The sequence below is a fragment of the Nonomuraea ceibae genome (assembly GCF_019396325.1).
Classification (GTDB): domain Bacteria; phylum Actinomycetota; class Actinomycetes; order Streptosporangiales; family Streptosporangiaceae; genus Nonomuraea; species Nonomuraea ceibae.
This window is the reverse complement of sequence record NZ_JAHKRO010000002.1, coordinates 125,662-147,114: the sequence shown is the minus strand read 5'-3', so window position 1 is coordinate 147,114 and position 21,453 is coordinate 125,662. Positions and strand designations below refer to the sequence as shown.

Annotated in this window: 23 protein-coding genes; 14 read left to right on the top strand and 9 right to left on the bottom strand. The window is 72.1% G+C overall.

The features are described from left to right. Positions 1-137 precede the first annotated feature (137 nt). Positions 138-695, top strand: a complete 558-nt coding sequence (locus KME80_RS02410; protein WP_308125587.1) for a hypothetical protein — start codon at positions 138-140, stop codon at positions 693-695. A gap of 43 nt (positions 696-738) precedes the next feature. Further along, on the top strand, positions 739-1,389 hold the full coding sequence (locus tag KME80_RS02405) for an HNH endonuclease family protein (RefSeq protein WP_219499737.1): 651 nt from the start codon (positions 739-741) through the stop codon (positions 1,387-1,389). Between the two features lie 114 nt (positions 1,390-1,503). Here the strand turns inward: KME80_RS02405 and KME80_RS02400 are convergent, their stop codons facing one another. Beyond that, on the bottom strand, positions 1,504-2,169 hold the full coding sequence (locus tag KME80_RS02400) for a FadR/GntR family transcriptional regulator (RefSeq protein ID WP_308125586.1): 666 nt from the start codon (positions 2,167-2,169) through the stop codon (positions 1,504-1,506). Between the two features lie 67 nt (positions 2,170-2,236). On the opposite strand from KME80_RS02400, the gene KME80_RS02395 reads away from it, so the two are divergent. The 5 genes from KME80_RS02395 (at position 2,237) to KME80_RS02375 (ending at position 6,689) form a co-directional block, all read left to right on the top strand. Then, positions 2,237-3,097 carry a dioxygenase family protein gene (locus KME80_RS02395; RefSeq protein WP_219499735.1) on the top strand — a complete coding sequence of 287 codons (861 nt, stop codon included), beginning with the start codon at positions 2,237-2,239 and terminating at the stop codon, positions 3,095-3,097. Continuing rightward, complete coding sequence (locus KME80_RS02390) at positions 3,094-3,948, top strand: fumarylacetoacetate hydrolase family protein (protein ID WP_219499733.1); 855 nt, start codon at positions 3,094-3,096, stop codon at positions 3,946-3,948. Before KME80_RS02395 ends, KME80_RS02390 begins: the two co-directional genes overlap by 4 nt. Beyond that, positions 3,945-5,537 carry an FAD-dependent monooxygenase gene (locus tag KME80_RS02385; RefSeq protein WP_219499731.1) on the top strand — a complete coding sequence of 531 codons (1,593 nt, stop codon included), beginning with the start codon at positions 3,945-3,947 and terminating at the stop codon, positions 5,535-5,537. Before KME80_RS02390 ends, KME80_RS02385 begins: the two co-directional genes overlap by 4 nt. 62 nt (positions 5,538-5,599) lie before the next feature. Continuing rightward, positions 5,600-5,761, top strand: coding sequence for a hypothetical protein (locus KME80_RS02380; protein WP_219499729.1), 162 nt, complete (start codon positions 5,600-5,602; stop codon positions 5,759-5,761). 112 nt (positions 5,762-5,873) lie between these two features. Beyond that, positions 5,874-6,689 (top strand): hypothetical protein, encoded by an 816-nt coding sequence (locus KME80_RS02375; RefSeq protein ID WP_219499727.1) that lies wholly within the window; start codon positions 5,874-5,876, stop codon positions 6,687-6,689. Here the strand turns inward: KME80_RS02375 and KME80_RS02370 are convergent. The 4 genes from KME80_RS02370 to KME80_RS02355 form a co-directional block, all read right to left on the bottom strand. After that, positions 6,679-7,407, bottom strand: a complete 729-nt coding sequence (locus KME80_RS02370; protein ID WP_219499725.1) for a DUF4097 family beta strand repeat-containing protein — start codon at positions 7,405-7,407, stop codon at positions 6,679-6,681. The two genes, KME80_RS02375 and KME80_RS02370, sit on opposite strands and share 11 nt — an antisense overlap. 93 nt (positions 7,408-7,500) lie before the next feature. Further along, positions 7,501-8,328 carry a GNAT family N-acetyltransferase gene (locus KME80_RS02365; RefSeq protein ID WP_219499723.1) on the bottom strand — a complete coding sequence of 276 codons (828 nt, stop codon included), beginning with the start codon at positions 8,326-8,328 and terminating at the stop codon, positions 7,501-7,503. A gap of 61 nt (positions 8,329-8,389) precedes the next feature. Next, positions 8,390-8,737, bottom strand: a complete 348-nt coding sequence (locus tag KME80_RS02360; RefSeq protein ID WP_219499721.1) for an STAS domain-containing protein — start codon at positions 8,735-8,737, stop codon at positions 8,390-8,392. 34 nt (positions 8,738-8,771) lie between these two features. Then, on the bottom strand, positions 8,772-10,214 hold the full coding sequence (locus KME80_RS02355; protein WP_219499719.1) for an LCP family protein: 1,443 nt from the start codon (positions 10,212-10,214) through the stop codon (positions 8,772-8,774). Positions 10,215-10,296: 82 nt separating this feature from the next. Between KME80_RS02355 and KME80_RS02350 the strand changes: the two genes are divergently transcribed. Next, the gene (locus tag KME80_RS02350; protein ID WP_219499961.1) at positions 10,297-11,313 is read left to right on the top strand and encodes a glycosyltransferase family 2 protein; all 1,017 of its coding nucleotides are present in this window, start codon (positions 10,297-10,299) and stop codon (positions 11,311-11,313) included. Between the two features lie 19 nt (positions 11,314-11,332). Here the strand turns inward: KME80_RS02350 and KME80_RS02345 are convergent, their stop codons facing one another. Beyond that, positions 11,333-12,526 (bottom strand): bifunctional cytidylyltransferase/SDR family oxidoreductase, encoded by a 1,194-nt coding sequence (locus tag KME80_RS02345; RefSeq protein ID WP_219499717.1) that lies wholly within the window; start codon positions 12,524-12,526, stop codon positions 11,333-11,335. A gap of 115 nt (positions 12,527-12,641) precedes the next feature. Between KME80_RS02345 and KME80_RS51630 the strand changes: the two genes are divergently transcribed. The 6 genes from KME80_RS51630 to KME80_RS02315 all read left to right on the top strand — a co-directional run bounded on the left by KME80_RS51630 (position 12,642) and on the right by KME80_RS02315 (position 18,391). Continuing rightward, complete coding sequence (locus tag KME80_RS51630; RefSeq protein ID WP_308125585.1) at positions 12,642-14,075, top strand: CDP-alcohol phosphatidyltransferase family protein; 1,434 nt, start codon at positions 12,642-12,644, stop codon at positions 14,073-14,075. Further along, positions 14,072-14,695 (top strand): DUF5941 domain-containing protein, encoded by a 624-nt coding sequence (locus KME80_RS51625; protein ID WP_219499712.1) that lies wholly within the window; start codon positions 14,072-14,074, stop codon positions 14,693-14,695. Before KME80_RS51630 ends, KME80_RS51625 begins: the two co-directional genes overlap by 4 nt. A 76-nt stretch (positions 14,696-14,771) precedes the next feature. Further along, positions 14,772-15,506, top strand: coding sequence for a phosphocholine cytidylyltransferase family protein (locus KME80_RS02330; RefSeq protein ID WP_219499710.1), 735 nt, complete (start codon positions 14,772-14,774; stop codon positions 15,504-15,506). A 27-nt stretch (positions 15,507-15,533) separates the two neighbouring features. After that, positions 15,534-16,574, top strand: a complete 1,041-nt coding sequence (locus KME80_RS02325; protein WP_219499958.1) for an iron-containing alcohol dehydrogenase family protein — start codon at positions 15,534-15,536, stop codon at positions 16,572-16,574. After that, a complete protein-coding gene (locus tag KME80_RS02320; RefSeq protein ID WP_219499708.1) occupies positions 16,552-17,319 on the top strand; it encodes a CDP-alcohol phosphatidyltransferase family protein in 768 nt (255 codons plus the stop codon). Before KME80_RS02325 ends, KME80_RS02320 begins: the two co-directional genes overlap by 23 nt. Before the next feature lie 187 nt (positions 17,320-17,506). Beyond that, positions 17,507-18,391, top strand: a complete 885-nt coding sequence (locus KME80_RS02315) for a glycosyltransferase family 2 protein (protein ID WP_219499706.1) — start codon at positions 17,507-17,509, stop codon at positions 18,389-18,391. A gap of 52 nt (positions 18,392-18,443) precedes the next feature. Here KME80_RS02315 and KME80_RS02310 read toward each other — a convergent pair whose 3' ends face one another. From KME80_RS02310 to KME80_RS02300, 3 genes are read right to left on the bottom strand one after another with little or no spacing between them, the layout of a single operon-like run. Then, positions 18,444-19,127, bottom strand: a complete 684-nt coding sequence (locus KME80_RS02310; protein WP_219499704.1) for an acetoacetate decarboxylase family protein — start codon at positions 19,125-19,127, stop codon at positions 18,444-18,446. A gap of 52 nt (positions 19,128-19,179) precedes the next feature. Then, positions 19,180-20,175, bottom strand: coding sequence for a glycosyltransferase (locus KME80_RS02305; RefSeq protein WP_219499702.1), 996 nt, complete (start codon positions 20,173-20,175; stop codon positions 19,180-19,182). Positions 20,176-20,231: 56 nt separating this feature from the next. Continuing rightward, the gene (locus KME80_RS02300) at positions 20,232-21,410 is read right to left on the bottom strand and encodes an acyltransferase family protein (RefSeq protein ID WP_219499693.1); all 1,179 of its coding nucleotides are present in this window, start codon (positions 21,408-21,410) and stop codon (positions 20,232-20,234) included. Between the last annotated feature and the right edge of the window lie 43 nt (positions 21,411-21,453).

Here is a 21,453-nt window from a genome sequence, read left to right as displayed (position 1 = left end):
GGGCGACATGACAGATGTCATGTCGAGGCGTGACATCCCCATGCGGTCACCTGCGGTTCCGGCACTACTGACACCTGTGCGGCTCCTCCAGAGTGGTCCTCATGGATACCCCCACTCCGTACCGACGGAGCTCACCCGTGAACGGCGCCCCGAAGTGGATCTCCTGGCTGTTGCGGCGCTGGCCGACGGCGCTGGCGCTGGCGGCGACAGCGCTGACGTTCGGCGGGTCGTCGTCCGGCGACGGCGTCGCCGGTCTCGCCCACGCCCTCATGCTCCTCCCGCTGCTCTACCTGGTGGTGGCCAAGCTGCGACGGCGCGCGGCGACCTGGCCCGGGCTGGGGATCGGCATCGTCGGCGTCGTCGGCCTGCGGGCGCTGGACGTGATCCAGCCCGCGGCCGTCATCACCGCGATCGCGCTGGTCGTGCTGGTGTGGGGCGCGGTGGACGGGCAGCTCCGGCGCGACGGGACGTTCCGCGTCCAGGCGCTGGGCATGCTGGTGTTCGGCGGGCTGGCGCTGGCTGGGCTCGCGGTCGACCCGGATCTGGGCCGCTACCTCGTGGCCGCCGGCTGGTTCTTCCACGGGGTCTGGGACTTCGTCCACCTGAAGATGGACAAGGTCGTGGCCCGCTCGTTCGCCGAGTGGTGCGGGGTGGTGGACGTGGCCATCGCGGCCCAGCTCGTCCTGATGTTGTGACCGGGCGGAATAGCGCCGCCCCAAGCGGGGGATGCCACGGGGCATGGGTCGAACCTTGATCATCCTGCGGCGGGCGGCGTGCGTCGCCACGCTCGCCCTCCTGTTCCTCCCGGCCGTCGCCGCCCTCCCGGCGTCGGCCGAGCCCCGTAAGCGCTCGACCGCCGAGGCGTCTGCCCGGCGGATGCTGGCCCAGCTCAAGGTCGCCCGGCCGTTATCCATCCGCGGCTACAGCCGCAAGCGGTTCCAGCCCCGGTGGGCCCACCACAAGGGCACGTGCAGCGTACGGGAGACGGTCCTGGCCCGTGACGGGCGCCGCGTCCGCCGCAACGCCGCCTGCCACCCCGTCAAGGGCCGCTGGTACAGCCCGTACGACGGCAAGTGGCTCAAGAGCGAGAAGTACGTGGACGTCGACCACGTCGTGCCGCTCTCCTACGCCTGGCGCTCCGGGGCCAAGCGGTGGAGCCAGGCCAAGCGCCGCGCCTTCGCCAACGACCTGCGCCGCCCCGAACTGCTCACGGTCAGCCACTCCTCCAACATCGCCAAGGGCGGCCAGGGCCCGCAGAGCTGGCGCCCGCCGCGGCGTGCGTACTGGTGCCGGTACGCGACCTCGTGGATCACCGTGAAGCGGCACTACCGGCTCTTCGTGACCCGCAACGAGCGCACGGCCCTGCTCAACATGCTCCGCACCTGCTGAGGCGCACGAAGATACAGAAGTACAGTTCTCAGAACTGTACTTCTGTGTGTGAGAGGGGCGGGCTCCGGCTTCACGGATGAGCTCGGCGGGCCCGCCGGGCCTACGACGCGGCGGTCAGGGGCCGCGGTGGCGGGTTACGGCGGCGGCGGTGCGGTCGACGTCGCCGGCCGCGATCGCCTCGACCAGCTCGGCGTGGATCTCGGCCCGTTCGTCCAGGTAGCCGTCGGGGTGGGTGGCCCCGGCTCCGGTGGACAGGTCGGCGATGCACCGCGTCATGCTCTGGTAGACGGCCTTGGCCAGCGGGTTCGGGCTGATCTGGGCGATGCGCTCGTGCAGGGCCCAGTTGGCGCGCAGGAAGCGTTCGGCGTCGCCTGTCGACTTCCTGAGCCGCGCCACGAGCCGGCGCAGCGCCGTGACGTCGGCGGACGTGCGGTGGCGGGCGGCGTCGGCGGCGATCAGGGGCTCCAGCGACTCGCGTACGGCGATCGCGTCGGCCACGGTGGTGGGCTCGCGGCGGACGGTGAGCAGGGTGTGCCGGAGCCGGACGACGGGGTTGGGTTCGGCGACGAACAGGCCGCCGCCCCGGCCGGGGCGGATGTGGACGCTGCCTCGGTCGCTGAGGAGGCGCACCGCCTCGCTGATGGTGGCGCGGCCGAACCCGGAGCGGTCGCGGAACTCCTCCATGGTGCCGATCAGGTCACCGGGCCCGAGACCCCGTTCGGTGATCATGGCTTCGATGTCGGCGGCGAGGGCTTCGGCCCGCGTCAATGGGGAAACCACCGGACAAAAGTAGCAGATCGCGCTACGCTCCAGCGTTGACAAACCTTCGAAAGGTACGGGTGTTTTGATGCCGAGCGATCCGTTACTCCAGCAGGTGCTGAACGGCGTCGACGGGACCGACGATCGGGTCAACGAGATCGTCTCGTCGCTGATCTCCCACCTGCACGCCTTCGTCGCCGAGGTGCGCCCCACCGAGCGGGAGTGGCTCGCCGGGCTGGACTTCCTGGCCGAGACCGGGCAGCGGTGGTGCGGGCCGCACCGCAACGAGTTCATCCTGCTGTCGGACATGCTGGGTCTGACCACCGCCGTCGACGACGTGAACCACGCCGGCCCCGAGGGCATGACGCCCTCCTCGGTGCAGGGCCCGTTCCACTCGCCGGCCCCGGCGCGCGAGCTCGGCGACTGGATCGCCACCGGCCCGGAGCGCGAGCGCGGCACCCCGGCCGTGGTGCACGGCCGGGTGCTCGGCACCGACGGCACGCCCGTGCCGGGCGCGCTCGTGGACGTCTGGCAGGCCGATGACGCCGGCCTGTACGACAGCCAGGACGAGGAGCAGGAGCTGGGCAACCTGCGCGCCCTGCTGACCGCCGGCCCCGACGGCGGCTACTGGTTCCGCACGATCCGGCCCAGCAGCTACCCGGTGCCGGTCGACGGCACCGCGGGCCGGCTGCTCCGGGCGATCGGACGGCACCCGATGCGCCCCGCGCACGTGCACCTCCAGGTGTCGGCGCCCGGCTACCGGACGCTGACCACGCACGTGTTCCTGGCGGGCGACCCGTACCTCGACTCCGACGCCGCCTACGCGGTCAAGCCCGAGCTGGTCCGTGAGCCGGTGCGGCGGGAGGGCCCGGACGAGCGGTGGGGGATGGACACGCCGTTCGAGGAGCTGGAGTTCGACGTGCGGCTGGTGCGCGAGGAGGCGCGGTGAAACTCGTCGGGGTGATCATCAACGGGCGGCCGTGGGTGGCCCGCCTGGACGGCGACCTGGACAAGGGCCTCGACGGCGCCGAGGTGCGGCCGATCGCCGAGGTGGACGCGTTCTGGGCCGACACCGCGCGCTCGCTCGCCGCCGAGCCCGGCGCGCCCGTGGCCGCTGGTGAGGTGGAGCTCGTCCCGCCGGTGCCTGCCGGCGCCCGGGTCATCTGCGTCGGGCTGAACTACCGGGCCCACGCCGCCGAGGGCGCGTTCGCCGTACCGGAGCATCCGACGCTGTTCGGGCGCTGGACCGCGTCGCTGAGCGTCGGCGGGGTGCCCGCGCCGGTGCCCGCCGACGAGGCCGGGCTCGACTGGGAGGGCGAGATCGCCGCGTACGTCGGCGCGCCCCTGCGCGAGGCCGACGCCGACACCGCGCGGGCCGCGGTCCTCGGCTACTCGGCCTTCAACGACCTCACCGCCCGGCGCGCCCAGAAGCTGACCACGCAGTGGACGCTCGGCAAGAACGGCGACCGCACCGGCCCGCTCGGCCCGCTGGTCACCGCCGACGAGGTCGGCGACCTGCGTGACGGGCTGCGGCTGCGCACCCGCGTCAACGGCACGCTGGTGCAGGACGGCAACACCAAGGACATGATCTTCGAGGTGGGCGAGGTGCTGTCGCTGATCAGCCGCACCCTCACCCTCCACCCCGGCGACGTGCTCGCGACCGGCACCCCCGAGGGCGTCGGTTACGTACGCACGCCGCCCTGGCTGCTCGGCCCCGGCGACGTCGTCGAGGTCGACGTCGAGCGCCTGGGGGTCCTGCGCACGCCCATCGTCGGCTCCTCAGCGAAGGACACCCCGTGACGGAAACCGAGGTCGTCATCGCGGGCGGCGGGCTCGTCGGCCTGACGCTCGCCCACGAGCTGGGCTCGCGCGGCATCGGCTGCGTGCTCGTGGAGCCGCGTACGGAGGCCGGGAACGGCTCGCCGCGCTGCAAGCAGATCAACCCGAGGTCGATGGAGATCTTCCGCAGGCTCGGCGTGGCGGCGGACATCCGGGACAACGCGCGGCTGCCGTTCGGCTGGGCGGACTCGGCGGTGTTCTGCGCCAGCCTGACCGGGCACCGCATCGAGCGCTTCGACGGCATCTTCGGCCTGACGGACGTGCGGCGCGACGAGCTGGCCGAGCCGGCCCAGTGGTGCGGGCAGAACCGGGTGGAGGAGGCGCTGCGCGCCACCCTGGCCCGCCGCCCCACGGTCGAGGCCCGCTGGGGCCGCAGCGTGACCCGGGTCGAGCAGGACGCGGGCGGCGTCACCGCCGAGACCGTCGACGAGCACGGCCGCCGCGAGCTGGTCCGGGGCCGCTACCTGGTCGGCGCCGACGGCGGGCGCGGCGTCGTCCGGGGCGAGCTGGGCATCCGGCTGTCCGGCGAGACCCACGCCGTGCGCAACGTGCAGGCGGTCTTCCACGCGCCGGGGCTGACCGAGGCGCACCCGCACGGTCCCGCCGTGCAGTACTGGGTGGTCAATCCCGAGGTCAGCGGCCTGATGGGCCCGCTCGACACCGAGGGCGCCTGGTGGGCGATCATCATCGGCGCCCCGGAGGACCCGGACCCGGCGTGGGTGGAGCGGGCGCTGCACACGATGATCGGCCGCGAGCATCCCGTGGACGTGCGCCTTCTCGACCCGTGGACGGCCCGCATGCTGGTGGCCGACCGCTACCGGGAGGGCCGCTGCTTCCTGGCCGGTGACGCCGCCCACCTCAACCCGCCGTGGGGCGGCTTCGGCGCCAACACCGGCATCGGCGACGCCGTCGACCTCGGCTGGAAGCTGGCCGCCGAGCTGCGCGGCTGGGCCGGAGCCGGGCTGCTCGACAGCTACGAGGCCGAGCGCCGCCCGATGGCCGAGCGCACGATCGCCGAGGCCGCCGCGAACATGCGCGTCCTCACCGGCGAGCTGGCCAGGCCCGGCCTCGACGACGACTCCGACGAGGGCGCGCAGGCCAGGCTCAAGGCCGCTGAGCTCATCAGGCAGACCAAGGCCAACGAGACGTACACGCTCGGTTTCGTGCTCGGCGCCCGCTACGCGGGCTCGCCGCTGATCGCCGCCGACGACGGGCCCGCCCCCGTGTCGAGCACGTCCGTCTACCGCCCGTCCGGCGCGCCAGGCTCGCGGCTGCCGCACTTCTGGCAGGCCCGCGACCGGTCGCTGTACGACGCGCTCGGTCCCGGTTTCACGCTGCTGGAGATCGCCACCGACCCTGCGGACGCCGCCTGGGAGGAGGCCGCCGCCGCGCGCGGCATCCCCTTCACCCGCCACCACCTGCACCGCCCCGACCTCCTGGAGCTGTACGGCGCCCGCTATGTCCTGGTCCGGCCGGATCACCACATCGCCTGGCGCGGAGACGCCCCTCCCGACCCCGGAACCCTCCTGGATCACGCCCGAGGTTCCTGAGAGAGGTTAGATCGTCTTCGCCCGGGATAAAGGAACGCCCGACAACCGGCATGGAGGTGTGCATGAGGAGCAGACGCAGCGCGGTGGCGGCCGCCGCTCTGGCCGCCGTCGTCGGCCTGACCGGGGCGTGCGGCAACGGTGACGGGGACGGCGACGACGATCCGGACATCGTCAACACTCAGGTCCCGGACGACGGCAACGATCAGGAGGGCGACGGCGACTGAGCGTCCCATGACCGCGGGAATCGCCGGAGTGGGGGTTCGGGACGTCGGGCCCGGCTGTTAGGGTCGGTCCCCTTCCCCCATGAACGAGTAAAGATTCCTGCATCGGAGGGTCATGAGGACTGTAGGAAAGGCCGCCGTCGTGGTCTCCGCCCTGGCCACGGCGGTGGCGCTCGCCCCCGTGGCGCAGGCCCAGGCCGCGCCCGCGTTCGTCGCCTACCACGGCGCGACGCCGAGCCAGCAGACGGCGAACTTCACCAAGCTGCGCGACCAGGGCTACCACCCGGTGACGGTGAACGTCTCCGAGGGGCCCCGCTACGCGGCCGTGTGGCAGAAGGGCTCGTCGCCGGGCTGGCTGATGTACCAGGGGATGTCGGCGAGCGGCCTCCAGTCGCGCTTCGACGCGGCGCTGGCGAAGGGCTACCAGCCCATCTCGATCTCCGGCACCGGTTCGGGGAGCGACGCGGTGTTCGCCGCCGTCTTCGAGAAGAGGAGCGGCAAGTTCTTCGCCAGGCACGGGCTGGACGACGCGCAGTTCGCCGCCGCCAACCGCAAGGCCGCCGACGACGGCTACGTGCTGTCGTCCGTCGACGTGTACGGCACCGACGGCGACCGGCGTTACGTGGCGGTGTGGACGGTCAACCCGGGCGGGAGCTGGTACTTCAGCTACGGCAAGTCGGCCGCGGCGCACCGGGCCGAGTTCGACAAGCGGGTCGGCGCGGGCTACAGGCCGACCAGCGTGGCCGTGGGCCCCGACGGCACCTACGCCGCAGCGTGGCGCAAGGACGGGCTGAAGTCGTGGGCCCACTACATCGGGATGACCGCCTCCGGCTATCAGTCGCGCTTCGACCAGCTGAACGCCAAGGGCCTCTACCCCGTCCAGGTCAACGCCGAGAACGGCGTCTACACGGCCGTCTGGGTCAAGAACTGACCAGCCGCACGTCGCCGGTCGAGCTCCTGGCCACGATGGTGTGCCGGGAGCCGCCGGCGTCCTTGAGCTCGGACCGGACCCGGCCGTGGGTGCTGCTGGCGGTCACGGCGTAGTCGCCGCGCGGCACGGTCGCCGTCACCCGCCCGTGCTGTGACCTGACGTCCAGCCCGGCGGGCCGCTCGGCGAACGTCAGGTTGATCGTGCCCGTGGTGGTGCGCGCCTCGACGTCCGCCGAGCGCAGGCGGGTGCCGGCGATCACCTCGTGGTCGCCGCGCAGCTTCAGCCGTCCCGAGGCGTCGTAGACCCTGATCGGCCCCGAGGTGGACACGTCGACGTCCTGCGGCAGGTCGCGCAGGATGACGCCGTCGTCGCCGCCCCGGACGACCAGCCGCACGCCGGGCGGCACCCGTACGTGATAGCGGGCGCCGCAGTCGCCGAACACCACCGTGCAGTCGACGTCGAGGCGCAGGGTGCCGTCGGCGAGCCGCCAGGAGTTGTTGCCGTCGTCGGCGGCCTTGCCGCGCAGCCACCGGTCGACCTGGACGCCGGGGCCGGCGGCCGGCAGGACGCGCAGGCCGCCGATCGGCGACTCGATCGTGAGCGTGGTCCCGGAGTGGGGGAAGGCGCGTGCGGAGTGGACCTCGTCCGCGTCCAGGCTCACGCCGCAGCCCGTCAGACCGGTGAGCACGAGCGCCGCCGCTGCCGTGATTCGCTTCATGGCTCGATCGTGGCGTGGCCGCCCTGGCGGGGAGATCGGCCTTTCGGCCGATGGCCGTCGGTCAAAGAGCCGAAAGTGCCGGGGGAGAGGCGGTCAGGCCCTCCAGTAGTAGCGGTGGAGGCGGCCGACCTCGGCGTAGCCGGCCCGGAGGAAGGCGGCGGCCGTCGGGGTGTTGGCCACGTCGGTGGCGGCGACGACGCGCTCGACGCCGGCCTCGGCGAGCGTGCGGGTGCCGTGGGCGAGCAGGTCGTCGACGTAGCCGTGGCCCCGGTGCTCGGGCACGACGCCGATGTAGGCGATGGAGTGGTCGTCCGGCGCCACCAGCCCCACGGGCGAGTCGCCGGCGTAGCCGATCACGAACCAGCCGGGCTTGGCCTTGCGGCTCATCAGGTCGTCGAACATCCACCGGGCCTCGTGCTCGGCGCCCGAGGTGGCCAGCTCGACCCGGGTGTCATGGTCGAGCGAGCCTTCGGAGATGCGGATCAGCACGTCGAGCACCTCGGCTTCGCCGAGGTCGCGCGCGGGGCGGTAGCGCAGCCTGCCGGGCTCCTCGGGCAGGTCGCTGCCGGCCCGCCATTCGAGCATCAGCCGCTCGACCTCCAGCGCGAACCCGGCCCCGAGCAGCGCCTCGTGCTCGACGGCCCGGTCGACGACGGGGGTGAGGCCGGGCGGCAGCGCGATGTCGTGAATGATCTTGGTGAGCTTGAGCGTCGCCAGCCCGCGCCGCAGCAGCCGGGAGGCCACCTCCGGGTCGGGGCCCGGCTCGAACTGCCAGGTGATCACCGGCTCAGCGCCGGGGAACGGCGCCCAGAACGCCAGCCGTGCGCGCCCGTCCACGAAGCACCACTCCGGCCTGGTCCTGCCCTCCTCGAAAGCGGACACGAGCTGGGAACGAGCAGGCTCGGGGAAATCGTCGAACAAGTGCCGGCCTCCACACCGCGGGAACGATGCGGACATCGTCTCGCACCGGCGCGTCACGCCGTCACGCGGCGGTGGTCAACGCCGCCTGCGCCTCTTCCCGGGACGGGCTCGTCTCGAAGTGCCGGTCCAGGTTGGTGATCGTGAGCAGGTGGCTGATCATCCCGGGGGCCAGCACCAGGATCATCCGCCCGCGCGTGCGCCGTACGTGGTTGTGCGTGGCCACCAGCACCCCGAGCCCCACCGAGTCGCAGAACGGGACCGAGGTCAGATCGATGACGAGCTTGACCGGCTCGGAGCCGGACAGGGCCTGTTCGAGCTCGGCCCGCACCCGTGGAGCGCCGTAGACGTCGAGGTCACCGGCGATGTGCAGAACAGTGCAGGGTTCCTCCCGCCAACTCCTGACCACCATGGGGCTAGCGTGCCCCAATTAGAGGTTGTTATTACTATTTCTTGCATATGTTCTGAGTAGCGGTCTCCGTGACAGGGGTGGCGCTCGGCTTCGCCGAAGGCTTGGCCGTGGACTTGGGCTTGGCCACCTTGAGCTGATCGCGCCCCAGGATGACCTCGATGCCCTTGATGTCCACCTGGCGCAGCTCCGCCCCCGGGATCGCCGCCGCGACCGTGCGCGCCGCCTCCGCCTGATCCGCGCCGTGGCGCACGACCGTCTTCTCGTGGTCCTTGCGCGTCGTGTTGCCCGCCGTGTCGGGGACCTTGAAGCCGTACGCGATCAGCGCCGTCCGGGTGCGCGCGCCGATGCCGGAGATCAGCGTGCCGTTGAGCACCTTGAGCGAGATCTGCTGCGGCGGGACCGACGCCTTCGCCGACGGCTTGGCGGACGGCTTGGCCGACGGCGTCGGCTCGCCGGGGTCACGGTCGGCCTCGATGCTGCGGAACAGGTCGCGAGCCGCCGCCTTGTCCCACAGCACCGCCGACTCCCCGGTGGGCGTCTTGAAGTCGACGTCGTCCAGCGGCACGTCCACGAACTGCACGTTGTCCAGCTTGACGTCACGCAGCTGGGTGGCCAGCCCCAGCAGGCCGTCGTCCGGGTCGACCTTGATGGTGCCGAGCGTGGTGTTGACGAACGTGGCCAGCTTGGCCGGGTTGGCCAGCGTGCCCGCGCTCAGCGCCCGGTCGAGCAGCGCCGAGATGACCTGCTGCTGGCGGTCGATGCGGTCGAGGTCGGAGCGGGCGGTGGCCCGGGTGCGCGCGTAGCCGAGCGCCTGCGCGCCCTTGAGCTCGTGGGTGCCCGCCGCCAGGTTGAGGCCCGTCTTCGGGTCGTTGATCGGCACTGGCGTGCACACGGTCACGCCGCCGAGCGAGTCGACCACGTCCACGAAGCCGAGCACGTTGACCTCGATGTAGCGGTGGATCTCCAGGCCGGTGGCCTGCCGCACGGTCTGCAGCGCGAGCTTGGGGCCGCCGAACTGGTAGGCCGAGTTGATCTTGTGTTCGCCCTTGCCGGGAATCGTCGTCCAGGTGTCGCGCGGCAGGCTCACCACCGTGACCTTGCTGTGGTCCTCCGACAGGTGGATGAGCATCATCGTGTCGGTGCGCTGGCCGGACTCGCGGCCCAGCTTGAGCTCGTTCTGCTTCTTGCGGGTCAGGTCGTCGCGCTTGTCGACGCCGACCAGCAGGATGTTCTCGGCCCCGCGCGGCGCGGTCTGCGTGACGCCCGCGTCGACCGAGCCGATCGTGCGCGGCGTCGCCCACACCACCCCGGTGCCGACCAGCACTCCCGTCGACAGCAGCCCGGCGATGATCGCGTTGCGCCGCCGCGCTCTGGCGCTCTTGCGCGGCCTGCGCGGGCGGCCGGGGGCGAGCCTGACGCCGCCGTAGGCGTCGCCGCCCACGTGCACACCGGCGTCCTCCTCGCTCGGGTCGCGCATTGCCGTCCCCCTCTGTGGCGCACGGAGGATCGGGCCATCGATTGCCCTCCTCCCCTGCCCGTACAGTAGCGTGAGCCCCGCCATGAAGCAGTTCCCCGACTCGCCGCACGCGCCAGCGGAGACGCGTGGCTGGCCGCCCATCTCCGTCGTCATGCCGGTCCTCAACGAGGAACGGCACCTACGCGAAGCCGTCCACCAGGTGCTCGCCCAGCACTACCCGGGTGAGATCGAGGTCGTCCTCGCCGTAGGCCCCTCCCACGACCGGACCCAGGAGGTCGCCGACGCCATCGCCGCGTCCGACCGCCGGGTCACCGTCGTGCCCAACCCCACAGGCCGCACCCCCAACGCGCTCAACGCCGCCATCGGAGCCTCGCGCAACGGCATCATCGCCAGAGTCGACGGGCACGCCATGCTGCCCCCCGACTACCTGCGTGTCGCCGTCGAGACGCTGGCCGAGACGGGCGCCGACAACGTCGGCGGCGTCATGGCCGCCGAGGGCGTCAGCCCGTTCGAGCAGGCGGTCGCCTGCGCCATGACCTCCAAGATCGGTGTCGGTGCCGCCGCCTTCCACGTGGGCGGCACCGCGGGTCCCGCCGACACCGTCTACCTGGGAGTCTTCCGGCGCAGCGCGCTCGACCGGGTCGGCGGCTACGACGAGCACTTCCAGCGGGCCCAGGACTGGGAGATGAACCACCGCATCCGCCAGACCGGCGGCCTGGTGTGGTTCCAGCCGCGGATGCGTGTCTCCTACCGGCCCAGGCCCAACGTCAAGGCGCTGGCCAAGCAGTACTTCCACTACGGCCGATGGCGCCGGGTCGTCGCCCGCACCCACGAGGGCACGATCAACCTGCGCTACCTGGCGCCCCCGGCCGCCGTGCTGGCGATGCTGCTCGGGCTCGTCGTCTCGCCGTTCTTCCCGCTCGGGCTCGTCATCCCGGGCGGCTACGTGCTGGCGATCGTGGCCGGGTCGGTGCTGACCGGCAGCGGGCTGCCCGCGGCGGCCAAGCTCAGGCTCCCGATCGTCTACGCGACCATGCACCTGTCGTGGGGCTGGGGTTTCCTCACCAGCCCACGCAAACTGGCCCGCCCGCCCCGCTGACCGCCGCCGCCCGCCCCGCTCAGGGGCGGGCGCCCGACACCAGCGCGTCGAGCAGCGCGCCCTCGTCCTGGGAGCTCACGCAGGCGACCCGGACCCCGGCCCACTCCGCGGCCAGCGACCTGGCCAGCTCGGCGGTGGCCGCGCGCACCGGCGCGTGCAGGGGCCCCGCGCCCGGGGCGGTCCTCAGCACCAGCCGGCCGCCGCTCTCGCGCAGCGCCGGATATGCGGCCCGCGCCACGTTCCACGGACCCAGGTAGGCGGCGGCCTCGTCGCCGTCGCGCGCCGGCACGCCCAGATGCACGACGGCGTCCACGGCCGCCACGTCCGCCAGCGCCTTGGCGACCGACTCGGGGTCGGCGACCCGTACCTCCTCGCGCGGGAAGGACCGCACCCGCGCGCCGTACTCGGCCGCCAGCGGGAGATCGCCGCCGAAGACCACCACCGACAGCCCCACCAGGCCGTCGCGGCGGCCCGGCACGGCCGCGGGCGGCGCCGACGGCGCCAGCAGCCGCTCGGCGATGGCCAGGTCGATCGGGTGCGTGACCTTCATGTTCCGCTCGCTGCCCGCCACCAGGAAGATCGGCACGTCCGGCAGGTAGCGCAGCACCACGCCGCAGTCGTCGGTCGCCGGCCGGTCGCCGAAGCCCGGGTCGGCGAACGCCAGCTCGTACGCCTTCCTGATGACCGACAGGCGGAAACCCTGGGGCGTCTGCGCCCGCCGCAGCCGCGAGCGGTCCAGCACGTCGCCGACCACCTCGCCGCCGTCGCCAGGCGCGGCCACGAGCACCGTGTCGGAGCTCGGGATGACCACCTCCACGGCCTCGCGCGTCTCCAGGGCCCTGACACAGTCGGTGATGATCCGGGGCTCCAGCAGCGGGCGCACGGCGTCGTGCAGGAGCACGTTGCACTCCTGGGTCCCCAGTGCCTGGAGTGCCCGCCAGGTGCTCTCGGTGCGGCTCGCCCCGCCGTCGACGACCTGGGTCACCTTGCCGAACCCGGCGCGCCGCACCAGCTCGCGCACCTGCCCGCCGAACCCGGGCGTCATCAGCACCACGACCTCGTCGACCTCGGCCGACGCGTCGAACACCGCGATCGTGTGCTCCAGGATCGTCCGCCCGGCGAGCTCGATGAGCTGTTTGGGCGTGTCGCGCCCCACCCGCTGTCCGACGCCGCCCGCCAGCACCACCGCGACAGTGCGCAGCCGAGAATTCATACTTCGAGGGTAACGGTCCTGTTCCGTGATATCACGTTGCGCGATCGCTACGCTGAGTCCACGCACTCCCTCTGAGAACGGGAGGACCTGCGCTTTGCCCGACTCACTGACCCGAGTGAGCACCACCACCTCCGTGGTGCTGCTCGCCACGACACCGGCGTGCAGGCTCTCCTGCGACGGCGGCACCCTGCTCGACCGGCTGCACGACCAGCTCGCCACGCTTCCCGTGCGCGAGGTCCAGGTCGTCACCGCCGGCGGCGGGCTCGGCGCCGACCTGCGAGGCGTGGCGAAGATCGCCCGCGTCTCGTCCGGCGCCCTCGCCGTCGTGCCCGCCGACCTCGTCGCCCACACCGAGTCGCTGGCCCTGCTGCTGGAGCATCCCGCGCGCGACACCCGCGCGCTCGTCTCCCACGGCGCGGCCGGCGGCCCCATGCGGCCTCCCGTACGGATGGAGGGCGGCCGCATCGTGGCCGCCGGCAGCTCCTTCCACACGGTCCCCGAGGCCAACGCCACGTTCGCCGGCGTGCTCCAGGCGGGCGAGGCCGACCTGGCCACGCTCGCCGACCTGGCCGAGGAGCTGGCCGAGCTGGCCGACGCCGGCCGGCTCGGCCCCGTCACCCCGGTGGAGGCCGTCGACCTGCTGCTCGTCGGCCTCGTCCGGTCGGGCGTCGCCGTGCGCGCGGCCACGCTCGGCGAGCTGCACTGCGACCGCGTCACCGGCCAGGGCTCCGCCGACGCCGCCGTCCAGCGGCTGGCCGAGGTGGACGAGGCCAAGGTCAGGCTCGACACCTCGGTCAAGGGCGACGACGGCTTCTTCACCACGTTCTTCGTCTCGTCGTGGACCCGCCACCTGATCAAGCCGGCCGCCGCCGCCAAGCTCACCCCCAACGCCGTCACCGGCATCTCGGTCGGCCTGGCGGTGCTGGCGGCGATCTGGTTCTCGGCGGGCTCGCCGGGCGGGCGGCTGGCCGGGGCGGTGTTGGTCTACCTGTCGTTCGCGCTCGACTGCCTCGACGGGCAGCTGGCCCGCTACACGCGGGGCTTCACGCCGCTCGGCGCGTGGGCCGACGGGATGGCCGACCGGCTCAAGGAGTACGTCGTCTACGTCGGCCTGGCCCTCGGCTACGTCGCCGCCCAGCCGTTCCCGAGCGGCAACCCCGGCGGGATCTGGTTCCTCGCCGTGGGGGCGATGATCCTGCAGGCGGTACGGCATGCCATTCACTACTCCTACGCCGGGGCGGTGGCCGACGCCCGCCGGGTCGGCGCGCTGTGGGCCAGACCGGTGCGCTCGCTGCTGGAGCCCGCCGACGCGGGCCGCAGGCGTGAGCCACGGCAGGGCGTGCTCAAGATGGCCAAGCGGATGGAACGCGAGAGCGTCGTCCACTGGCTCCGGAAGATGATCGTGCTGCCGATCGGCGAGCGGATGGCGCTCATCGCCGTCACCGCGGCGCTGTTCGACGCCCGGGTGACGTTCGTGGCGCTGATCGGCTGGGGGAGCGTCGCGGCGCTCTACCAGCTGGCCGGCCGGATGGTGAGGTCGGCGGAATGATCGCGGTGCACATGACCCCGGTGCCGGGCAGCAAGGTCGTCACCTACCGGGACGACGGGCCCCTCTCGCGCGGCATGGGCCTGCTCGTGGCCGGGCAGCTCCCGCCGCTGCCGCCGCTGATCGCCGGGGCGTTCGTCACCGGCGTGCTGCTGCTCATCGGCGTGGCGGCCTCCGACGGGCTCGCGGTGTTCGCGCCCGCCGTGACGCTGCTGCTGGCCGGGCCGGGCAGCTCCCACCCGCACGACGGCAGGCTCGACTGGCTCGCGCCGCCCATCCTGCGGGCCATCGAATACTCCTTCATCGCCGCCTGCGGGTTCTCCCACGGGGTGCCGCCGGTGCTGATCTTCCTGCTGCTCGGCGCCATCGCCTTCCACCACTACGACCTGGTCTACCGGCTGCGGCAGCACGTCTACCCGCCGCCGTGGCTGTCGAGCCTGGGGCTGGGCTGGGAGGGCCGCACGCTGCTGATCGGGCTGGCCGCGCTGGCCGGGTGGGTGCCCGCCGGGTTCGCGCTGCTCGCGCTCTATCTGTGGGGGGCGTTCGGGTGGGAGAGTCTCACGTGCTGGCTCGCCGCACCGCGATCCGGGGTGGAAGCCGCGGATGCGGGAACGCAAGACTAACGGCGGATTACCCGCACAGGGCCTAAAGCCAACTAACCTTTGGGCCTAGTAGTCATGCTCGACTGAGGAGTGCACGTTGCTGGGAATGGTGCTGGCCGCTGGAGCCGGACGTCGCCTGCGGCCGTACACCGACACGCTGCCGAAGGCGCTCGTGCCGGTCGACGGTGAGACCACGATCATGGACATCTCGCTGCGCAACCTCGCCGAGGTGGGGCTGCGCGAGGTCGTGGTCGTCATCGGTTACGCCGCGCAGGCCGTCCACGATCGCAAGCGTGAGCTGGAGGAGCGCCACGGCGTCGAGCTCACCCTCGTGCACAACGACAAGGCCGAGGAGTGGAACAACGCCTACTCCCTGTGGTGCGCCCGCGATTACTTCAAGCAGGGCGCGCTGCTGGTCAACGGCGACACCGTGCACCCCGTCTCGGTGGAGAAGACGCTGCTGGCCGCGCCGGAGACCAGCGAGATCCTGCTGGCCGTCGACGACGTCAAGAAGCTCGCCGACGAGGAGATGAAGGTGACGCTCTCCCCGGAGGGCTCGCTGCGCCGCATCACCAAGCTGATGGACCCGTCCGACGCCTACGGCGAGTACATCGGCGCCACCCTGATCCGCCCGGGCGCCGCCGCCAAGCTGGCCGACGCGCTCCAGGCCACCTTCGAGCGCGACCCGCAGCTCTACTATGAGGACGGCTACCAGGAGATGGTCGAGCGGGGCGAGCAGATCCACGTCGCCCCGATCGGCGAGGTCGACTGGGTCGAGGTGGACAACCACGACGACCTGGCCAAGGCCCGCACCATAGCCACCCGCTACTGAGGGGGCCGGATGCCGCTTCTCGCGAGGATGCTGCCCGCGCCGCTGACCATGGACGTCCGGCGCGGTGCGGTGGCGCAGCTCGGCGCGCTGCTCGCCGACAGCCGGGTGGCCACCTCCGGCCGGGTCGCGGTCGCCGTCGGCCCCGGCCAGGGCGACCACATCGAAAGCCTGATAGCGCCGACGCTGGACGAGGCCGAGGTGTTCCGCGTCTCCGACGGGAGCGTCGACGCCGCTGTCTCGCTCGGCGCCGACCTGCGCAAGGGCGCCTACGAGGTGGTCGTGGGCGTCGGCGGCGGCAAGACCATCGACACGACGAAGTACGCCGCCTCGCTGGCCGGCATCCCGATGGTCGCCGTCGCCACCAACCTGTCCCACGACGGCATCTGCTCGCCGACGGCGTCGCTGCTGTACGAGGGCGGCAAGGGCACGTTCGGCGTGCCGATGCCGCTGGCGATCCTGGTCGACCTGGACTTCGTCCACAGCGCGCCGAAGTCGCTGGTGCGGGCGGGCGTGGGTGACGTGGTGAGCAACCTGTCGGCGATCGAGGACTGGCAGCTCGGCAACGTCGAGCGGGGCGAGCCGCTCGACGGGCTGGCCTGCTCGATGGCGCGCACGGCCGCCGAGGCGCTGATCGGGCGGACGGACTCCATCGAGTCGGACGCGTTCCTGACCGTTCTGGCCGAATCGCTGATTCTGTCGGGCATGTCGATGGTGGTCGCGGGCTCATCTCGGCCCGCGAGCGGTGGAGACCATGAAATCATGCATGCCGTGGACCAGCTCTTCCCCGGCACCTCCAACCACGGCGAGCTCGCCGGGATCGGCACGGCCTTCTGCTATTTCCTGCGGGAGGACGAGGCGCGGCTCCGGCAGGTCACCGAGTGCCTGCGCCGGCACGAGCTGCCGGTCTCGCCCGGCGACATCGGGCTGACCAACGAGCAGTTCGTCCAGGCCGTGGTGCTGGCCCCGGCCACCCGCCCCGGCCGTTACACGATCCTGGAGCACCTGCGCCTGCCCGAGTCCGAGATTCGCGATCGAGTGGAGGACTATGTCCGGGCCTTCGGTAGCTGAGCTGCGGCGGGTCGCTCAGCCCGCGGGCCATCTGGAGCGCCGCAACGGCGAGCACTGGGCCGGCGTGCTCTACATGCGTCGGCTGTCGATCTACGCCACCTGGGCGCTGAGCAAGACGCCGGTCACGCCCAACCAGCTCACCTGGGTGATGACGGTGGCCGGGGTCGTGGCGGGCGTGGTGCTGGCCCTGCCCGGGCTGTGGGCGGCCGTGTTCGCCGCCCTGCTCGTGCAGGTCTACCTGCTGCTCGACTGCTCCGACGGCGAGCTGGCCCGCTGGACCGGCAAGACCTCGCTGGCGGGCGTCTACCTCGACCGGGTGGGCGCCTACTTCACCGAGGCCGCGCTGCTGGCGGGGCTGGGCTGGCGGGCGTCGCAGGTGCTGCCCGACTGGTACACGGTGATGGGGTTCGCGGCCGCGCTGGGCGCGATCCTCATCAAGGCCGAGACCGATCTGGTGGAGGTGGCGCGGGCCAAGGGCGGGCTGCCTGCGGCGAGCGACGCCTCCGGCACGCAGTTCCGCTCGGGGCTGCTGGGGCTGGGCCGCAGGGTGCTGGCGGCCACGAAGTTCCACCGGATCGTGCAGCCGATCGAGCTGTCGCTGCTCGCGCTGGCCACCGCGGTGGTCGACGTGGTGACCGGCGACCTGACCGCCACCCGGGTGCTCGTCGTGGCCTGTGTGGTGGCGGCCGCGCTCCAGACCGTGCTGCATCTGATCAGCATCATGGCGTCGAGGCGGCTGGCGTGATCACATCCCGGAACCGGCAAGGCTCCCCGTCCGTCGTATTGATCAGACGTCCGCGGTTCGGTGGGGGTTCACTACCGGTTCCGATACGCTTAGCTCCACCAATATCAGGAAATAGGCAGACCAGCAGACTCGGTGATCATGAAAGAATGCTCCGCTCGTGCTCTCAACGCGTCAGGACGATGATTCGTTGAAGATCTCGTGCGTCATCCTCACCATGGGCAACCGGGTCGCGGAGCTGAACCGGGCGGTCGAGTCCGCGCTCAACCAGGTCGACGGCGACGTCGAGGTGGTGATCGTGGGCAACGGCGCCGACGTGCCCGAGGTGTCGGCGACGCCACCCGTTGGCTCGTCCGCGACCGTGAAAACGATCCGGCTCGACCAGAACACCGGCATCCCGGCAGGCCGTAACCGCGGCGTCGAGGAGTGCTCCGGCGACGTGGTGCTGTTCCTCGACGACGACGGCTGGTACGCCAGCCAGAAAGTCGTGGCGCACGTGCGCGACCGCTTCGCCACCGAGCCCGACCTGGCCGTGATCTCCTTCCGGGTGATGGACCCGGACGGCGGCATCGGCCAGCGCCGGCACGTGCCCAGGCTGCGGGCCGGCGACCCCGAGCGGTCCTCGCCGGTCACCACGTTCCTGGGCGGCGCCTCGGCGATCAGGCGCTCGGCCTTCCTCCAGGTGGGCGGGCTGCCCGAGCGCTTCTTCTACGCGCACGAGGAGACCGACCTGGCCTGGCGGCTGCTCGGCGAGGGCTACCGGATCGAGTACGACGCCGACACGGTCATGTATCACCCGCAGGTGCCGCCGACGCGCCACGCCGACTTCTACCGGCTCAACGCGCGCAACCGGGTGTGGCTGGCCCGGCGCAACCTGCCGTGGCCGCTGGCGGTCCTCTACCTGCTCGACTGGATCGTGCTGACGCTGATCCGCGAGCGGCGCTCGACGGTGGCGCTCAAAGCGTGGTTCACCGGCTTCTTCGAGGGGCTGCGCACCTCGGCGGGCGAGCGCCGGCCGATGGCCTGGCGCACCGCCTGGCGCATGGTCAAGCTCGGCCGCCCGCCGATCGTCTGACGCCCAGGCCCGCCCACGGGTCTGACGCCCAGCCTGCCGGTCGGCCGTGCGGTCACGGCAGGGTTTGGGCGTCGTCCAGGCTGACCGTGGCGTGCGCGGCCGTCGCGGTCAGCAGCGGGCGCCTGGGCAGCCCCAGCTCGCTGAGCTCCTTGGCGATGGGGTGGTTGCCGAGCCGGATGAGCGCCCCGCCCGGCCTGACCCGCACGCCCCGCGCCCGGAACCGCCACGGCACCCGCCGGGTGACGCCGTCGCGGTGCGTGAAGGCGTCCAGCGCGAGACCGGGGCCTGCCACCGGGACCCCCGGCCGCACCAGCAGGTCCAGCACCAGCCTGCCGTCCTTGCGCAGGATGCAGCGCTTGTAGGGAGAGGACAGGCGCAGGTCGATGTCGGCCAGCTCCTTCGGGAAGCCCCACAGCGCCCGCCCGGCCTCCAGCGTGAAGCGCCCGTCGACCGGCAGCCAGTGCACGAACAGCCCCGCCCGCCCGGTGTCGGGCCGCCGGATCACGAACGCCATGCCGAACTCGTGGTAGGCGTCGAGATCCCCGTCGCGGTAGTCGGCGAACAGCAGCACGCACACGGCCTTGCCGGGCAGGACCTCGGCCGCGTCCAGCCCGGAGTACGCGATCACCGCCCGGGCCGCGTCGGCCCGCACGGCGTAGGCGGCGGCGCACACCGCCACGTCGCGGATCCGGACAGGCATGCCCACCGTCCGGCCCTGGATCAGATGCGATGCCATGCTTCCCAGTCAATCAACAGCCGGCTGTCGGCACCATTCGGCGTACGCGTTTCTAGACGGCGGGGGAGGGCTTCTCCCCGGAGGCGGCGGCCAGCGGGCGGGAGCGCACGGCCACGCCCGCCCAGCCCTCCATCCGGGCCACGAACGCGGTGGCGTGGTCGGGCCAGTGGTGGCGGGCCAGCGCCCGCGCGTGCCCGGCCGCGCCGAGGGCCAGCCGCCGCACCGGGTCCTCCTTGAGGTCGAGGACGGCGTCCAGGACGGCCTCCACGTCCAGCGGTACGACGAAGCCGCACCCGGTCTCCTCGACAGGCCCGGCCCCCGGCGAGGTCGTGATGACGGGCAGCCCGCGGCCCATGTAGTCGAGGATCTTCGTCGGCGTCACACCGGGCCCCGCGGACAGAGACAGCCCCGCCAGGGCGCCCTCGGCCATCCGCAGCGCGTGGCGGTTGGGCACGTACCCGAACCAGTCGAGCAGGCCGACCCGTTGCGCGTCGCGTAGCAGCGGCCGCACGCCCGGGGCGGCGGCGCCGATCAGGTCCAGCCGGATGCCGTGCGGGACGAGCCGCTCGGCCAGCGCGACGAGCTCGCTGACGCCGCGGTCGGCCGACAGCAGGCCGAGGTGCACCACCCTGGTGTCGCCGGGAGGGGGAGGGCTGGGCGACACCAGGGTGGCTTCGGGCACCACGGCGGAGGTGACGACGTGGTGCCGGCGGCCGGCCCGCGCGAGCCGCGCGCCGGAGACCTCCTCGCGCACGTCCCAGACGACGGGCGGGCGGCGGTACGGCAGCGCGCGCAGCAGCCGCTGCTCGTGGACGATCAGCAGGTCCGCGCCCCTGACGCCGCGCCTGAGCGCGGCGCGCGCCCGGCCGTAGGCGGCGTGGCGTGCCACGTCGAGCGCGGTGAGCCCGGCGGCCGGCGTCACGTTGTAGTACGTGAACGGCGCGACGTAGGTCACCTCGTGGCCCGCGTCGAGCAGCGCCCGGATCTGCCGGTGCATGATCCGGGCGTCCTCGGGATGGTGGACGGTCGTGGCAACGCATACCCGCATGCGTCGATGCTCAATGCCTACCAGGGCATTGGCGTAAATGCGGGTGAAACGGTCGCTTAACTCCTGGACCTGGATGGGCGGCGGTAGAGCCAGGTGAGGCGCGGCTCCAGCACCCACTTGAAGACCGTGCGGGTCTCCGGCAGGCAGAGCACGATCGCCAGCGCGAAGCAGCTGAAGCTGATCGCCAGCACGCCCAGCGGCCCGTGCAGCCACGGGAACTCCAGCCAGCCCATCTCCTTGGCGATGAGCACCGGGATGCCGTGGAGCAGGTAGCAGTAGAGGGTACGGGTGCCGAGGTCGGTGAACCAGGTCTCGCGGCGCGGCACCAGCGCCAGCACCGCCAGGCACAGCGCCAGCGCGCACAGCAGCAGCCCGGTGCGCACCCCCAGGCCCATGTACCAGGACAGGTCCATCTTCTCGTAGCTGTTCTTGTAGTAGAACGGCGCGAGCGGCGCCTTCGGCGCGATGTAGATGGCCACGGCGGCGGCAGCGGCGATCACGAACCCGGACAGAATCTTGATCCAGCGGCGGTTGAGCAGCTCGAAGTGCTCCGGCTGCATGACGAGCCCGATGACGAAGAACGGCATCAGGCCGAAGAACCGGTCCATGCTGAAGTCGCCCGAGATCTCCGAGAACCCGGCGAACAGGTAGATGGCGATCGCCACCGGCACGGGATACTTCATCCGCTTCCATACCGGTGTGGACAGCCGCCAGAACAGCAGCGCCAGCAGGTACCAGTTGAGCCAGGCCGGATCGATGATCGTCAGGCTCCACTTCTGGCCCAGTGCGAAGCGCAGTGCGGCATAGCCGACCTCGACGATCACGTACGGCACCAGGAAGGTGTCGACGAGCTTGTTCGTCTTCGCGTTGGAGTTCCAGAAGTTTCTGGACAGGTAGCCGCTGATGACCACGAACAGCGGCATGTGGAAGGTGTAGATGAAGATGTACGCGGCGCGGGCCGAGTCGGCGCTGAGCGTCGGCACCAGGGAGTGGCCGATGGGCACCAGCGCGATCAGGATGAACTTGACGTTGTCCAGATAGGGATCGCGCTTGCGCTTGGGCTGCTCCTCGGGAGCGGGCTCCTCGGCGACCTCCCGGAGACTCTGCGGCGGCTCGCCGCGAGGGTCGGTCCGCTCACTCCAGAAGGCCTCCTCCGGCAGCGGCCATCGGGCGCCTGTGTTGGCGGGCCCGTCGTTCGCGGCCGTGACCGGGGGAGAGTGCTTGGTGTCAGACACAGGGGAGTCGCTCAGCTTCGCTCGGGGCCGGGGAACACGACAG